Raw genomic sequence first — 14,737 nt, forward strand, 5'->3', positions numbered from 1 at the left:
GAGGGCCTGATCACAATCGCTACCAACTAGGCTAGAAGATAGAGAAAATCGATAGCTCAGCAACATGCAAAGGACGGTTATGAGCACCAACGATCCTAACCAGCCGGGACAGCCGTACAACCCTGCGGCAGGCTCCGGAAATTCGACCCCTAACCCTTACGGTGAGAATCCATACGGCGGGCAGCCCAACCCCTATGGCCAAAATGCGGGGCAACAGCAGCCCCCACAGTTCCAGCAGTATCCGCAGCAAGGTGGATACGCTCCGGTGCAGCCACCGACCGAGCGCCCTAAAACGCTGCAGATCGCGTTCTTATTGATCGTGCTTGCCGGAGTGTTTAACGCCGCTTCAAGCTGGCTAGTCAATAGCACCAATCTTATTGGTAACGTCATCACTTCGCAGTGGACGTTATTCGAAGAGCAGATGCGTACCTCGATGGAGTCCAACAGCGATCCTGCGGTCAATGCCGAGCTTGAAAAAATGCTCGCCAATCCTGACGCCTTCATGGCGCAGATCTCCTCGTCGATGACCAGCTTCACCATCGTTGGCATGATCATCAGCCTGTTGGCTTACTTCTTAGTTGGTTTTTTTGTTGGTCGTGGCGTTGGCGCAATGCGTATTATCGCCACCATCTTTGCAGCCCTATCGATAATCAGCTTGCTGATGTACCTGCCAATGATCAGCATGTACGCGAACTCCTCAGACACCATGATGATCAACGTAGTATTCACCCTCAGCGTGGTGCTCGGTATCGTGGGCGTAGTTTTTGCTTGGTTGCCTGAGTCTTCCAAGTACATCGTTGCGCGCCGCATGGCTCGCCGCGCCGGCTACCGCTAAGCCGTACAGGCATTCTGCTTTCTGCCTTAACAACCTAGGTCACGACTTGTCATAAGTCGTGACCTAGGTTTTTTCTTTGGCTATTCGTCTTTAGCTTTGAACCGCGTGATAGGCCAAGATCTGTAATTCGGTGGACAGATCCACGCGGCGCACAATCATCCCGGCAGGAATACGCAAGGGGCGAGGCGCGAAGCTAAGTACCGACTTCACCCCATGCGTTGCCAATGCATAAATCAATTCTTGGGCGGCCTCCCCCGGAACGGCAAGCACCGCAATATTGATTTGTTCTCGGCGGATCACCTCGCCCAGGGTGCCAATTGGCTCAACTATAAGGTCTCCGACTTCACTGCCGATTAAGCTTGGAGACGTATCAAGAATCGCTCGGACCTGGAAACCACGACTGGCAAAGCCTGCGTAGCCGCTCAAGGCGCGTCCCAGGTTACCTGCACCAAGGATGACTACCCGCCAGTCTCGGTTCAATCCCAGCGTCCTGTTGATATGTTCGGCCAGTTCGGTCACCACATATCCCACGCCGCGGGTCCCATAAGATCCCAGCAATGAAAGATCTTTACGCAGAATTGCCGGGTTAACACCGGCTTCTTTGGCCAGAACACCCGAACTCGTGCGTTCGGTACCTTGGGCTTCGAATGCGTTCAGCGCGCGCAGATATTGCGTCAATCGAGTCAATGTTGCTTCGGGTAATACCCGCGGCTCAGGCTCAGTCATCAGCCGCAGCTCGAACAGGTTTTGTGAGCGCAGGGCAGGTCTCTGGGGTCTTCATGGTTCAGCTTCCCAGCAGACGTTCGAGGCGTTTGCCGTCAACAGTCCAGAAGTCGCGCACTTGACCGTCAATGAGTAGCACCGGCACCTCTTCATGGTGCCTAGCCAGTAGTTCTGGGTGCTCATCGATGTCGAGTTCTGAGAACTCCATGTTCATTCGTTCGGTGACGTCTTTGACCGTTGCCCGGGCCGCCGCGCACAGGTGGCATCCTTGACGCACCAATAACTGAATCTCATGCAATTTACTCACCCTTCCATAATCTCACGAGCCGCAACCAGCGTCTAAGTCGAGAATGAAATAAACTGAATCAAATGCAGTCATCAGAGCACCTCAGCGAGCAGCCCACCACGACGCCACATGATGTCGTTGCCGCCTTCTTCGACGTGGATAACACCATGGTGCGCGGTGCCACCTTATATTTGCTGGCCCGAAAAATGCATCAGCGCCGGTTCTTTCAGTTTCGCGAAATCCTATGGTTTGCGCTCAAACAGTTACGTTTTGCCGCGCGCGGCGAGCATATTGGCGACATCCATCAGATTCGTGACCGCGCATTACTCATGGCCAAGGGTATTTCCGTGGCCGAGATGGCCCAAATTGGCCAAGAAATCTATGACGAGTACATTGAACCAAAACTTTGGAAAGGTACCGTCTCGATTGCGCACCAGCATTTAGCCGTTGGGCGTGAGGTGTGGCTGGTGACGGCAACCCCCTTGGAAGTAGCGAACGTCATATCCGAAAGGCTGACGTTAACCGGTGCATTGGGGACCGTAGTAGAGCGCAAGGACGGAAAATACACCGGTGCGCTGGCTACCCCCATCCTGCATGCAGCTGAGAAAGCACAAGCTATTCGTTTGCTAGCTAAAGAACGCGGGATTAAGCTTTCGAAATCGTGGGCTTACTCCGATTCCTATAACGATGTGCCGCTCTTAGAGGCCGTAGGCCACCCAGTGGCGATCAATCCCGATGCCCGGCTTCGTGCCTACGCCAAACGCCGTGGTTGGCAGGTCTACGACTTCCGCACCGGCCAGCGTGCAGCACGGATCAGCTTGCGTCTTGTAGGGGTTCTCGGCGCATTGTGGGCCGCTAGGCGGTCATTGCTCGCTCGACGCGGCCGATAGTTCGGGAAAAAGCAATCGCCACCGTCAAGGTCAAACCTTGATACGGTGGCGATAATTGCCAAGAGGCAAAGCTGCTTGAAGCAGATTTACTTCTTATTACGACGCTGGTGACGAGTTTTACGAAGCAATTTGCGGTGCTTCTTCTTCGACATACGCTTGCGGCGCTTCTTGATAACAGAGCCCATAGTGGTTCCTCACAAACTAATTAAATATGTCAACCAAAATGTAGGCCTTAAAATTATTCTAAGCTACAAGGTTGACCGGACGTTAAACGTTCCTTAACAGATTACCCGCTTTTCGGTCATGCTCTGACCATCGCGCGGCTATCGACCGAGGGAACCTGTTCCGCGCTGCGGATCAATCGCCGCAGCTTGCAGGTATGCTTCCACTGCGTTTTCAGGAACACGATAGGAGCGACCGAATTGAACAGCAGGCAGGTCGCCTGCGTGAATCAAGCGATAAACCGTCATTTTGGAAACACGCATCATTTCGGCCACTTCGGCGACCGTCATGAAACGGGCTCCTGCAAAATTCTGTTTATCCGCCATAGGGGAAATTCTCCTGACGCTGATCTCTGATTCGTCGTGTATTTTGCTCGCGTGAACAAATACGACTTGGGATCAACATCTGCAATCATATTCACGTTCGCTCGGTTCCAGTCTAGTCGTACTTACGTAACTTTTGCATCACGGAACACACCAGAACCACGCTTAGATCTCGATTGTGACATTTAAAGTGCTTTGGACACCCGTCTGCCACCAAAAAAGTGGGAGAGCAGGTGTCCAAAAGTACTTTTTAACCAAAGAGCTTAGATAAGACCCTGGGCCAGCATTGCGTCAGCAACCTTCACAAAACCGGCGATATTGGCGCCAGCCACGTAGTTTCCTGGTACGCCATACTCGTCAGCGGTGGTTGCACAGCGTTCGTGAATGCCCACCATGATTTCAGTCAAGCGGCGTTCGGTGTGCTCGAAAGTCCACGAGTCACGGCTAGCGTTCTGCTGCATTTCCAGCGCAGACGTCGCCACGCCACCGGCGTTAGCGGCCTTGCCCGGGCCAAAGAGGATGCCCGCGTCTTGGAAGACCGAGGTAGCTTCTGCCGTAGTTGGCATGTTCGCGCCTTCGGCCACGGCGATGGTGCCAGCGGCAATCATCTTCTTGGCCGAAGCGACACCAAGTTCATTCTGTGTGGCACATGGCAATGCCACAGCACCCTGAACATCCCACACGTTGCCGTCGGCTACGTAGGAGACCTTCTTGCTTCCACGGCGTTCGGCATATTCGCTGATGCGTCCACGCTCTACTTCCTTGATCTGACGCAGCAGCTCAAGGTCGATACCATTTTCGTCAACGATAAATCCGGCGGAGTCCGAGGCTGTGACAACCTTGGCGCCTAGATTCTGAGCCTTCTCGATGGCGTGCAGCGCTACGTTACCCGAGCCCGAAACAACCACACGCTGACCGTCAAAGCTCATGCCGCGAGTCTTGAGCATCTCGTTGGTGAAGATCACCGCACCATAGCCCGTTGCCTCGGGACGAACCAGGGAACCGCCCCAGCTCAAGCCCTTACCGGTGAGCACACCAGACTCGTAACGGTTGGTGATGCGCTTGTACTGTCCGAAGAGATAACCGATTTCTCGACCGCCGACACCAATGTCACCGGCGGGAACGTCGGTGTACTCGCCAATGTGGCGGTACAACTCGGTCATGAACGACTGGCAGAAGCGCATTACTTCGCCATCGGACTTACCGCGTGGATCAAAGTCAGAACCGCCCTTGCCGCCACCAATAGGCATACCGGTCAGGGAGTTCTTGAAAATCTGCTCAAAACCAAGGAATTTGACGATACCCAGGTACACCGAAGGGTGGAAACGCAATCCGCCCTTGTATGGGCCCAGAGCAGAGTTGAACTCAACACGGAAACCGCGGTTAATCTGGACACGACCAGCGTCGTCTACCCAAGGAACGCGGAAAATGATCTGGCGTTCTGGCTCACACAGGCGCTGAAGAATAGCAGCCTCTGCGTATTCAGGGTGCTTAATTGACACAGCTTCGAGGCTCTCGAAGACTTCGGTCACTGCCTGATGGAATTCTGCCTCACCGGGGTTACGGCGGAAGACTTCGTCGCGAATATTCGCTAGTTGCTTGTCCAAGTTTCTCTCCTCATCACTTGGGGCAGGCAGCAGGGGCGCACAAAAGACCACCGGCCCGGCAACACTGCCCCACGCAAGAGAATGCCATGTCTGACATTCTTAGCGAAAATTTTCTGTTATAAAACGCTTACTTGTACGTAACGTAAAAGTCCCGTAGAAGAGGGATTTAGACAGTCTTTACCGAGGTCAGAGGGTTATCGACGACGGCCAAAACGAGGGAAACGCTCCAAGATCTCTTGAGCTCTGCCCGTGACTTGTTCCAAGCCGCGCCCTACACTGCGGCCAAGCTGATGAGCGGCAGCCGGAAGTGCATTGGCGTCCTGCGGATCCTGTACCAAGTCCAGATCCACGGACACCAACTCGGGGACCGGTTCTAAGGCTGGCAGGATCTCGGCACACCACGTGACCAAAGTTTCAACGGCTTCGCACTGCACGCTATAAATGCGTCGCTGTCCTTGGGCGTTCATGGTCACCAGATTTGCTTCGCGCAAAACCTTGAGGTGTTTGGAGACGGTCGGTTGCGAAATCTCCAGTTGTGTCACCAGTGCGCCGACGGCCATGGGTTCGGCCTTCAGCGCTTCGATGATCTTACGTCGGGTTGGTTCTGCCAACGCAGAAAACACTTCATCAATAGCCACAGACATAACCCTAACGGCATACGCCCTGACAGCAGCGGATTTCCCACCACGGTCAAGGCTTCAGATTGATCACAGAAGAACAATAATCTTAGTCAAACCAGGGGTCTAGACCATAGAGAGGAAAGACTTCTTTACGCGTGGCAATAATCGTACGGTCCACCGGATCTGCTGGGTCATAGCCGACCTCCCAATTTCGCCACCATAATTGTGCGTCATCCCCCATTAGGTATGGCATTGCTCGCCCGTAAGTTTCAAGGACGTAGCGACGGAACTGCTCGGGCACATATGTTCTCAGCGGTACTGGTTTTCCGGCGGCGATGGCGGTCAGATGTGTCCACGTTCGTGGCACCACCGCGGTGACGTTATATCCCCCGCCCCCGGTGGCAAGCCAGCGTCCCTCGCACACCTCATCGGCCAGTTGCGCAATATCTAAGGCAACTTGGCGTTGGGCGTCTACGGAAAGTTTCAGGTTGGTCATCTCATCATCACGGTGTGCATCACAACCATGCTGGGAGACGATAATTTCCGGATCAAATGCGCGGACCAGCTGCGGGACAACCGCGTGGAATGCTCGCATCCAGCCGGCATCCCCGGTCATCGCCGGCAAGGCAATATTGACCGCGCTACCCTCGGCACGTGGACCGCCAATTTCGTTGGCGAACCCGGTGCCGGGAAAAAGCGAGAGTCCGGATTCGTGAATGGAGATTGTCAGAACCCGCTCGTCATCCCAGAAGATTGATTCGGTGCCATCACCATGGTGCGCATCCACGTCGATGTAACACACGCGTTTGGCACCACGTTCAAGCATCCGGTGAATGGCTGCGGCCGCATCATTAAAGATGCAGAACCCACTGGCCTTGTTGCGTTTGGCATGATGCATACCGCCGGCAAAGTTCACCGCGCGAACAGTTGACTGATCCATGATGGCGTCAGCCGCGATCACCGAACCTCCGACAATGCGCGCGGCTGCTTCATACATGCCGGCAAATACCGGGTCGTCTTCGGTTCCTAAACCAAAGTCCACGGCTTGCAGGCTGGGGTCCTCGCTGACCGCTTTGACCTGATCCAGATAGTCCTGGTCATGCACCGTCAAAAGGATTTGTTCCTCTGCCACCTCCGGAGCGCTCAGGCTCACGTTGGAAGAGGCATAAACGTCGAGGGCTTCGCTGAGCCGATGGGTCAGCTCTAGCCGCGATGGGTGCATTGGATGATAGTCACTGAACTTATATTTCAGGTATTGCTCATCCCAGAGCACGAGCGTGGGTTGTGGCGCATGTTGAGGTTCTAACACCTTTGTAGGCTACCTGATTGTGATTCAACTAACCCGTTTATGGCCTTCTGGGCATTTTGCTCGTGTTTCGGGGCGCTTAGACGAGCGCATTGTGCTTTGACCGCGTAAATTACAAGGAGAACAGTCCACACCACGAAATGGCGATTTAACGCGATGAGCACCCACAGCGAACCGAGTTCCCCGGCAAGGGCGGCTGAGTCGCGCGGCAAACGCCGCAAACAGTGGCTGGCGTTGCGGGTACGCATCGCCGATTTCACCGTCCGCTCCCCCGCTCGTTTAGCCTTGGGCGCGTTCCTGGTTGCCATCACGCTGTTCACCTCGCTGCTCGCCGCTCCCTTCTCCTCGGCTAGTGGAGAGCCCACGCCGTTGCATGACGCCTTGTTTACCGCGGTCTCGGCGGTCTGTGTGACCGGACTGACTACGGTCTCAACTGCGGTGCACTGGTCCTTTACCGGACAATTGGTGATGCTCATCGGCACTTTCATGGGCGGCCTGGGAATTTTGACCCTCGCTTCTATTTTTTCTTTAGCGGTCTCTCGGAAGCTCGGCGTGCGTGGCAAGCTCATGGCGCAGAACTCCATGAATACCACCGCAGCCTCCGCCTTAGGTGAGGTCGGTTCCCTGCTGCGCATTGTGATCCTCACGGCGGTGAGCCTGCAGGCGCTGATTGCGGCATTACTCATTCCTCGCTTTATTGTGTTGGGCGAAGACTTTCTCTCCGCGATTTGGCACGGAGTGTTTTACGCGGTCTCCGCGTTTAACAACGCAGGCTTCACCCCGCACTCCGACGGGTTAGTTCCTTACGAGACCGACCTGTGGATCTTAGGCCCGCTAATGTTTGGCGTGTTCTTAGGATCCTTGGGCTTCCCGGTCATCATGGTGTTACTGGCACACCGTTTCAACGTCAAAAAATGGAATCTGCACACCAAACTGACCTTGCTGGTGACGCTCATCTTGCTGGTAGCCGGCACCGCGTTGTGGCTGCTGGTCGAGTGGAACAATCCACGGACCATTGGTTCGCTGAATTCCGGAGACAAATTCATCCACGGCGTGTTTGCCTCGGTGATGACCCGCTCTGGCGGGTTTAACCTGGTGGATCAAAATGACATTGGGCAAGTGACCGTATTGGTCACTGACGCGCTGATGTTTGCTGGTGGCGGCTCGGCGTCTACCGCCGGCGGCATCAAGGTCACCACCATTGCGGTGATGTTCTTAGCCATCATGGCCGAGGTTCGCGGTGAACGTGACGCCAAGGCCTTTGGCCGGCGTATTCCCGAGGGCACCATGCGCGTGGCCGTGTCGGTAGTAGCCATGGGCGCCACCTTAGTCATGGTGGCCACCGGGTTGCTACTAGCCATCGATGAGCAGGTCGGGTTCTCCCGGGCACTGTTCGAAGCGATCTCCGCGTTCGGTACCGTGGGGCTGAGCATGGGCGTTTCCGCGGAGATGCCCCCGGCCGGTAAATATGTGCTCAGCGCATTGATGTTTGCCGGACGTATCGGAAGTATTACCCTAGCCAGCGCCTTGACCATGCGTCATCGCGATACGCTGTATAGCCTCCCCGAAGAAAGGCCGATCATTGGCTGAGAAAAACATTGAGCACAACGCACCGGTGCTCGTCATTGGTCTGGGACGCTTTGGCGCCTCGGTTGCGGAGACCTTAGTGAAGCAGGGCCGCGAGGTGTTGGCCATCGAGCGTAGCCCCGAACTCGTTCAGCAGTGGGCCAGCACGCTCACTCACGTGGTCGCGGCCGACGCGACCAACATCGATGCCTTGCGCCAGCTTGGCGCTCAAGAGTTTGGTTCCGCGGTGGTCGGTGTGGGTACCTCGATTGAGTCCTCCGTGCTGATTACGGTGAACCTTGTCGATTTAGGCATTGAACACCTGTGGGTGAAGGCGATTACTCCCTCCCACGGCAAGATCCTCACTCGCATCGGCGCAAACCATGTGATTTATCCCGAGGCTGACGCCGGAGTTCGTGCCGCCCACTTGGTTGGTGGCCGAATGCTGGACTTCATTGAATTTGATGACGGTTTCGCGATCGTGAAGATGTATCCACCCAAGGAAACCCAGGGATTCACGCTGGCCGAGTCTCAGGTGCGCTCCAAGTATGGGGTCACCATCGTTGGGGTAAAGTCCCCCGGCGAAGATTTCACCTACGCGGTACCAAATACCATGGTCACCCGCCGCGACGTGCTAATCGTCTCCGGGCATGTAGACCTACTTGAACGCTTCGCTGCTCGCCCCTAAAGCTTGGCAGATACACCGATGGCGTCAGCGCCCCCTTGCGGGGGCTCTGACGCCATCGGTACTTAACGCTTCAGCTGTTAGCTCAGTTCATCGCTCAAGGCCGCGGCACGGGCCGCTGCAGCCTTGGCGCCGGCTTCAATGATTGCCGGGATTCCTTGCTCATCAAAGGTCAGAATTGCCTGTTCGGTGGTGCCCTTCGGGCTGGTCACCGCACGGCGCATCTGTGCCGGGTTTGCTTCCGGATCCGCGAGCATCTTTCCGGCACCAGCCACGGTGGCACGGGCCAAATCGGTGGCGAGCTTTTCATCAAGTCCCATGGCGATACCCGCGTTGGCCATCGCTTCGGCTAGGTAGAAACCGTAGGCCGGACCGGAACCAGAAATAGCCGACAGTGCGTTTTGCTGCGATTCATCGATCACATGCACGTCGCCGGAACCGGAGAATAGTTCAGCAACTAATTCAATTTGCTGCTCGCTAACCGCCGCGCCTGCACTCAGTCCGACCACACCAGCACCAACCATCAAGGGCGTGTTTGGCATGGAACGCACTACCGGTTGACCGGTAGGAAGGTGTTCTTGCATGGTCTTCAAGGTGATGGCAGCAGCCACCGAAACCACGACGGTTGAATCGTTTAATGCCGAAGAAATCTCATCACACAGCGCGGTAATGCCTACCGGTTTCACACCGAGGAACACAACATCTGCGGCGGCCGCAGCCAACTTGTTGGCTTCTGGGTCTTCATTACCGATCAGCACGTTGATGCCTAGCTCGCGTAATTCTGCGGCGCGAGTATCGCTGCGCAGGGTGGCAGTAATGTTTTTCGGGTCGTGCCCGGCGCCCAGAATTCCGCGGAGGATCGCGCCGTTCATGGAGCCGGTACCTAAAAATGCAAGCTTGAGATGATTTGTCGCTTCGCTCATATAGTTATTTTGTCACCCGTTCAGAGTCTTGATTAATTGTCAGATGCTCGCGCGCAAATTCTAGTGTGCGCCCCAGCCATTCTTCCTTTTGTCCAGCATTTTTGGCCTTGCGTGTGGATACTTCCACCGCAACCACGCCTTCCCACTGTGAATCTCGCAAGAAGTTCAGTGATTCGGCCACCGGCTGGGTGCCTAATCCAGGCACCAAGTGTTCGTCCTTGCCATTATCCAACCCATCACAAAGGTGGAGATGAGTCAATCTGTCGCCTAGGTCCTCAAGCGCTTGGCGCGAGTCCATATTGGCGATAGCCGCATGGGAGAAGTCCCAGGTGACATGCTTGTAGTCTTCCGGAACCGGGTTCCAGTGTGGCAGGTACATCTTGGAGGATTCGCGTCCCCGGCTACGCCATGGGTACATGTTCTCCACGGCAATCTTCATCCCCGTCGATGCGGTGATGCGACGCACGCCCTCAACGAAGCTCTCCGCGTAGGCACCCTGCCAACGAAATGGCGGGTGTGCGACAACCACGTTAGCTCCGACCGCCTGTGCCAGAATGACCGAGCGTTCAATCTTCGCCCAGGCTGAACCCCAGACCTGCTGGGTGAGTAGCAATGTGGGTGCGTGAATCGCCATAATTGGCAACTGGTACTTATCCATGAGGGCCATCAGTGCGGTGGCGGACTGGCTCGCTTGGTTACCGGTAATCAATACCTCTAGCCCGTCGTAACCCACGTCCTTGGCCATCGCGAAGGCATCATGGACGGTGAGCGGATAAACCGAGGCACTGGACAGTGTCACCGGTATCCGAGGCACCCGTTGTTGGTCTTGCATTTTCGACCCCTCCTCGCCGCGCCGTCGCTTGCCGGCGTATCTCCCAATGAAGTATTAAGCCGAAGGTTCACTCAGACTGACGGTCTTGAGTGAGCCTAACGCAACCTCTCCTACCCCCACGCTACTACTGAGCGGTGTCGAAGAGTCAAACATCACGTGATCAAATCGTCGCAGCATTAAACCTTCACGCAATGCCCAAGGACAGATTCGGACACTTTTCAGTTTAAGTGCGCTCATCGCTTCGTGGGCCACGATAGCTCCAGCAAGCAGTTGCGGTGCACGAATTTCCGAGACCCCGGGCAGCTCGGCACGTTCTTCCCAGCTCATCGCGGTCAATCGGTTGGCCCAGAGTTTCAGTGAGTCACGGTGCAAGACGCGTTTTACGTAAGGTCCTTCCCCACTGGGGGCGGCCCCGGTAATTCGCGATAATGACCTGAAAGTTTTTGACGTAGCCGTAGCCAATGTGGGCTTGCCGTATTGGCGCAGTTCGGTGGTGGGATCGGTGAGCACATCACGAACGTAGGTGCGTAGCTCCTTGACTTCCTTGATCGAAGGTAAGTCGTTGGGTAACCATTCGCGGGTCAGCCGCCCCGCTCCCAGCGGCACCGAGAAGGCGACCTGTGGGAACTCATCGGTGCCCACGGCGAGTTCCAGCGAACCGCCGCCCATATCCAAGTTCAGGATCGATTCCGAAGACCAACCAAACCAGCGGCGCACCGAATAGAAGGTCATTCCGGCTTCTTCCTCACCAGAAAGCTCCATCAGGCTCACCCCGGTTTCGGCGGTGACTCGCTCAAGTACCGCCGCGCCGTTGGATGACTCACGAATAGCCGAGGTGCAGAAGCCCATAAAGTCTTCGACACGGTGGCTCTGCGCGAATTCGGCGGCTTCCTTAATGAAGGCGATCAGCTCTTGCTGGCCTTCTTCGGTGATTGCACCGTATTCGTTGAGGTAACGCACCAAGGACAACGGGCGCTTATGCGAGGCATAAGATACCGGCCGGGCACCCGGATAAGCATCCACCAGCAATAGGTGGACCGTATTTGAACCAATGTCCAACACGCCAAGCCTCATGATGCGCTCCTCAACTCAGCAGACAAGGTCTACTTTTCACTCTTTTTTGCGGTGGCTTTTTTGGCGGGAGCCTTTTTAGCCGGAGCCTTCTTAGCAGCAGGCTTCTTTGCAGTAGCCGTCTTTGCGGTTCGTTTCACCGGACCGCGAGCACGCTTATCTGCCAACATTTCAATGGCTTGTTCGCGTGTGAGCTCCTCCAAAGAGGTGGCACGAGGCACCGTGATGTTGGTGATGCCATCGGTGATGTACGGACCAAAACGGCCGTCCTTGACCACAATGTTCTTCTCACTGGTTGGGTCAACACCAAATTCTGCCAATGGCGGCACCGCGGCGCGAGCTCCACGCTGCTTAGGCTGTGCATAAATAGCCAGTGCTTCGTCCAAGGTAATGCTGAAGATCTGCTCTTCGCTCTCGATAGAACGCGAATCGCTACCCTTTTTCAGGTATGGACCAAAGCGGCCGTTCTGCACCGTGATCTCTTCGCCCTCGGCATCAGCACCCACCACGCGTGGCAGACTCATCAACTTCAGCGCCTCATCCAAGGTGACCGTTTCCACGGTCATGGATTTGAACAGTGACGCGGTGCGTGGCTTGACCTTCACCGGCTTCTTAGGCGGCTTTGGCTTGCCGTTCTTGTAGTATTCCACCGGCTGCGCGGCGATTTCTTCTTCAGTCATTTCCGGGATGATCTCGGTGACGTAGGCACCGTAACGGCCATCCTTGGCCACAATCTTTCGTCCGGTGGCCTCTTCGATTCCCAGCTCACGCTCGGATACCTGGGCGGTGGCGAATAGTTCTTCGGCCTTCGCCGCGGTCAGCTCATCCGGTGCCAGTTCCTCGGGAACGTTGGCGCGCTGCGGATCGGTGCCTTCTTCGGCGCCTTCCGGGATGGCGCGCTCGAGGTACGGGCCGAACTTGCCCACACGCAAGGTGATGTCGTCGGTGATCTTGATCGAGTTGATAGCTCGGGCATCAATATCGCCCAAGTTGTCCACCACGTATTTCAGACCTTCGGGGCGAGTTTCGCCCTTGCCGCCGAAGTAGAACATGTTCAGCCAGTCGGTGCGTGCCCGGTTGCCGTGGGCGATTTCGTCCAGGTCATCTTCTAGGCGCGCGGTGAAGTCATAGTCCACGTACTTCGCGAAGTGCTCTTCGAGCAGTCGAATCACGGAGAACGCGATCCAGCTTGGCACCAGGGCGCCACCACGCTTAGTCACGTAACCGCGATCCATGATGGTGGAGATGGTTGGCGCGTAGGTCGACGGACGGCCGATTTCACGCTTTTCGAGCTCAGCGACGATAGACGCTTCGGTGTACCGGGCCGGTGGAGTGGTTTCGTGGCCCAGAGCGATTAGTTCGTCCCCGGTCAGTGTCTGTCCCACGGTGAGCTGTGGCAGGCGCGCTTCGGCGTTCTCGGCCTTTTCTGCCGCATCGCTTTCGCTGTCCTTGCCCTCTTCGTAAGCCGAAAGGAAACCACGGAATGTGATCACGGTGCCCGAGGCGGAGAACTCGGCAACGCGGCTATCGCTGGCGGTACCGGAAAGTTTGATCGTGGCGGTGAAACCCTTGGCGTCAGCCATCTGGGAGGCGACGGTGCGCTTCCAGATCAGCTCATACAAGACGTATTCATCCTTGGAAAGCTGTGAGCGCACATCCTTTGGACGGCGGAACATGTCACCGGCCGGACGAACTGCCTCGTGGGCTTCCTGCGCGGAATCGGATTTCCCCTTGTACACGCGCGGGCTGGACGGAATCGAGTCTGCCCCGTAAAGCTCGGTGGCCTGTGCACGGGCGGCACGCACGGCTTCGTTGGACAGGAAGACCGAGTCGGTACGCATGTAGGTGATGTAACCATTTTCGTACAGACGCTGAGCGATCTGCATGGTCAGCTTTGAGCTCCAGCGTAACTTGCGGCTGGCTTCCTGCTGCAAGGTGGAGGTGGTGAATGGAGCAGCCGGACGACGGGTGTAAGGCTTGTCTTCCACCGAGGTGACGGCAAAGTCGGAGTTAGCCAGGTTAGCAACCAAGGACTCGGCCGCTTCCTGATTCAGTGCCGCCAGCGGGTTCTTGGTGGACTTCAGCTGACCGCGGTCATCATAGTCACGTCCCGAAGCCACGCGCTTGCCATCCACTGCAGAAAGTTTCGCAGCAAAGGATTCCGAACCGCTGGTGGCGAAGTTGCCCTTGATGTCCCAGTACCCGGCAGAGATGAACGCCATACGTTCGCGTTCGCGCTCCACGACCAGGCGGGTGGCCACGGACTGCACACGGCCGGCGGACAAACCGCGGGCAATTTTGCGCCAGAGGACCGGAGAGATTTCGTAACCGTAGAGGCGGTCTAGGACACGGCGGGTTTCCTGCGCGTCAACCAGGTCGGTATCCAGCTCGCGCATTGAGCCCAAGGCGCGCTCAATGCCTTCCTTGGTGATTTCGGTGAAGGCCAGACGGCGTACCGGAACTTTAGGCTTAAGCACCTGAAGCAGGTGCCACGCGATGGCTTCGCCCTCGCGGTCCGCATCTGTTGCGAGATAAAGTTCGTCGGCGTCTTTCAGCTTTGCCTTCAACTCGGCAACGCGCTTCTTCTTATCCGGATACACCATGTAATACGGTTCGAAGTCGTTATCGAGGTCGACCGCGAATTTACCTACCGAGGTCTTTTTTAACTCGGTCGGTAACTCGGAGGGCTGCGGAAGGTCACGGATGTGGCCCACCGAAGCGTCCACGTCGAAGCCCTCGCCCAAATACTTGGCGATCGACTTTACCTTGGCAGGAGACTCCACGATGACGAGTTTCTTACCGGTCTTTTCCTTGGCCTTTGCGGGCACAGCTCTCCTTTTATACAACG

At 56.2% G+C, this 14,737-nt stretch carries 15 protein-coding genes; 4 read left to right on the forward strand and 11 right to left on the reverse strand.

The features are described from left to right. Positions 1-79 precede the first annotated feature (79 nt). On the forward strand, positions 80-835 hold the full coding sequence (locus CQ011_RS06325; protein WP_105675710.1) for a hypothetical protein: 756 nt from the start codon (positions 80-82) through the stop codon (positions 833-835). Between the two features lie 90 nt (positions 836-925). On the opposite strand, the gene CQ011_RS06330 is transcribed toward CQ011_RS06325, so the two are convergent. Together CQ011_RS06330 and CQ011_RS06335 are read right to left on the reverse strand one after the other, a co-directional pair. Beyond that, on the reverse strand, positions 926-1,561 hold the full coding sequence (locus tag CQ011_RS06330; protein WP_105675712.1) for a redox-sensing transcriptional repressor Rex: 636 nt from the start codon (positions 1,559-1,561) through the stop codon (positions 926-928). Positions 1,562-1,619: 58 nt separating this feature from the next. Continuing rightward, complete coding sequence (locus CQ011_RS06335) at positions 1,620-1,865, reverse strand: glutaredoxin family protein (RefSeq protein WP_353616161.1); 246 nt, start codon at positions 1,863-1,865, stop codon at positions 1,620-1,622. A gap of 62 nt (positions 1,866-1,927) precedes the next feature. On the opposite strand from CQ011_RS06335, the gene CQ011_RS06340 reads away from it, so the two are divergent. Next, positions 1,928-2,734 carry an HAD family hydrolase gene (locus tag CQ011_RS06340; RefSeq protein ID WP_105675714.1) on the forward strand — a complete coding sequence of 269 codons (807 nt, stop codon included), beginning with the start codon at positions 1,928-1,930 and terminating at the stop codon, positions 2,732-2,734. 86 nt (positions 2,735-2,820) lie between these two features. Here CQ011_RS06340 and CQ011_RS06345 read toward each other — a convergent pair whose 3' ends face one another. From CQ011_RS06345 to CQ011_RS06365, 5 genes are all read right to left on the reverse strand, one after another. Then, a complete protein-coding gene (locus CQ011_RS06345) occupies positions 2,821-2,919 on the reverse strand; it encodes a 30S ribosomal protein bS22 (RefSeq protein WP_005504750.1) in 99 nt (32 codons plus the stop codon). Between the two features lie 138 nt (positions 2,920-3,057). After that, positions 3,058-3,282: a helix-turn-helix domain-containing protein gene (locus CQ011_RS06350; protein WP_096257016.1), complete on the reverse strand. Its 225-nt coding sequence runs from the start codon at positions 3,280-3,282 to the stop codon at positions 3,058-3,060. Between the two features lie 260 nt (positions 3,283-3,542). Beyond that, the gene (gene gdhA / locus CQ011_RS06355) at positions 3,543-4,886 is read right to left on the reverse strand and encodes an NADP-specific glutamate dehydrogenase (RefSeq protein ID WP_105675716.1); all 1,344 of its coding nucleotides are present in this window, start codon (positions 4,884-4,886) and stop codon (positions 3,543-3,545) included. A gap of 194 nt (positions 4,887-5,080) precedes the next feature. Then, positions 5,081-5,524, reverse strand: a complete 444-nt coding sequence (locus tag CQ011_RS06360) for an ArsR/SmtB family transcription factor (protein WP_105675718.1) — start codon at positions 5,522-5,524, stop codon at positions 5,081-5,083. A gap of 88 nt (positions 5,525-5,612) precedes the next feature. Next, complete coding sequence (locus CQ011_RS06365; RefSeq protein WP_105676151.1) at positions 5,613-6,728, reverse strand: acetoin utilization protein AcuC; 1,116 nt, start codon at positions 6,726-6,728, stop codon at positions 5,613-5,615. Positions 6,729-6,968: 240 nt separating this feature from the next. On the opposite strand from CQ011_RS06365, the gene CQ011_RS06370 reads away from it, so the two are divergent. Further along, positions 6,969-8,402: a TrkH family potassium uptake protein gene (locus CQ011_RS06370; protein WP_105675720.1), complete on the forward strand. Its 1,434-nt coding sequence runs from the start codon at positions 6,969-6,971 to the stop codon at positions 8,400-8,402. Between the two features lie 25 nt (positions 8,403-8,427). Further along, positions 8,428-9,066 (forward strand): potassium channel family protein, encoded by a 639-nt coding sequence (locus CQ011_RS06375; RefSeq protein WP_105676153.1) that lies wholly within the window; start codon positions 8,428-8,430, stop codon positions 9,064-9,066. Positions 9,067-9,143: 77 nt separating this feature from the next. Here CQ011_RS06375 and proC read toward each other — a convergent pair whose 3' ends face one another. From proC to topA, 4 genes are read right to left on the reverse strand one after another with little or no spacing between them, the layout of a single operon-like run. Continuing rightward, positions 9,144-9,986 (reverse strand): pyrroline-5-carboxylate reductase, encoded by an 843-nt coding sequence (gene proC / locus CQ011_RS06380; RefSeq protein WP_105675722.1) that lies wholly within the window; start codon positions 9,984-9,986, stop codon positions 9,144-9,146. A 4-nt stretch (positions 9,987-9,990) separates the two neighbouring features. Beyond that, positions 9,991-10,818: a sugar phosphate isomerase/epimerase family protein gene (locus tag CQ011_RS06385; RefSeq protein WP_105675724.1), complete on the reverse strand. Its 828-nt coding sequence runs from the start codon at positions 10,816-10,818 to the stop codon at positions 9,991-9,993. A 54-nt stretch (positions 10,819-10,872) separates the two neighbouring features. Beyond that, entirely contained in the window at positions 10,873-11,892 is a 1,020-nt protein-coding gene (locus CQ011_RS06390) for a Ppx/GppA family phosphatase (protein WP_105675726.1), read from the reverse strand. Between the two features lie 29 nt (positions 11,893-11,921). Then, positions 11,922-14,717 carry a type I DNA topoisomerase gene (topA, locus tag CQ011_RS06395; protein ID WP_105675728.1) on the reverse strand — a complete coding sequence of 932 codons (2,796 nt, stop codon included), beginning with the start codon at positions 14,715-14,717 and terminating at the stop codon, positions 11,922-11,924. Positions 14,718-14,737 lie beyond the last annotated feature (20 nt).

Source organism: Arthrobacter sp. MYb213 (assembly GCF_002979915.1).
Taxonomy (GTDB): domain Bacteria; phylum Actinomycetota; class Actinomycetes; order Actinomycetales; family Micrococcaceae; genus Glutamicibacter.

Bases quoted from the DNA above. Each gene is read 5' to 3' on its own strand.
- CQ011_RS06325 (WP_105675710.1), top strand. From the start codon at position 80: ATGAGCACCAACGATCCTAACCAGCCGGGACAGCCGTACAACCCTGCG.
- CQ011_RS06330 (WP_105675712.1), bottom strand. From the start codon at position 1,561: ATGACTGAGCCTGAGCCGCGGGTATTACCCGAAGCAACATTGACTCGA.
- CQ011_RS06340 (WP_105675714.1), top strand. From the start codon at position 1,928: ATGCAGTCATCAGAGCACCTCAGCGAGCAGCCCACCACGACGCCACAT.
- CQ011_RS06345 (WP_005504750.1), bottom strand. From the start codon at position 2,919: ATGGGCTCTGTTATCAAGAAGCGCCGCAAGCGTATGTCGAAGAAGAAG.
- CQ011_RS06350 (WP_096257016.1), bottom strand. From the start codon at position 3,282: ATGGCGGATAAACAGAATTTTGCAGGAGCCCGTTTCATGACGGTCGCC.
- CQ011_RS06365 (WP_105676151.1), bottom strand. From the start codon at position 6,728: ATGCACCCATCGCGGCTAGAGCTGACCCATCGGCTCAGCGAAGCCCTC.
- CQ011_RS06370 (WP_105675720.1), top strand. From the start codon at position 6,969: ATGAGCACCCACAGCGAACCGAGTTCCCCGGCAAGGGCGGCTGAGTCG.
- proC (WP_105675722.1), bottom strand. From the start codon at position 9,986: ATGAGCGAAGCGACAAATCATCTCAAGCTTGCATTTTTAGGTACCGGC.
- CQ011_RS06385 (WP_105675724.1), bottom strand. From the start codon at position 10,818: ATGCAAGACCAACAACGGGTGCCTCGGATACCGGTGACACTGTCCAGT.
- CQ011_RS06390 (WP_105675726.1), bottom strand. From the start codon at position 11,892: ATGAGGCTTGGCGTGTTGGACATTGGTTCAAATACGGTCCACCTATTG.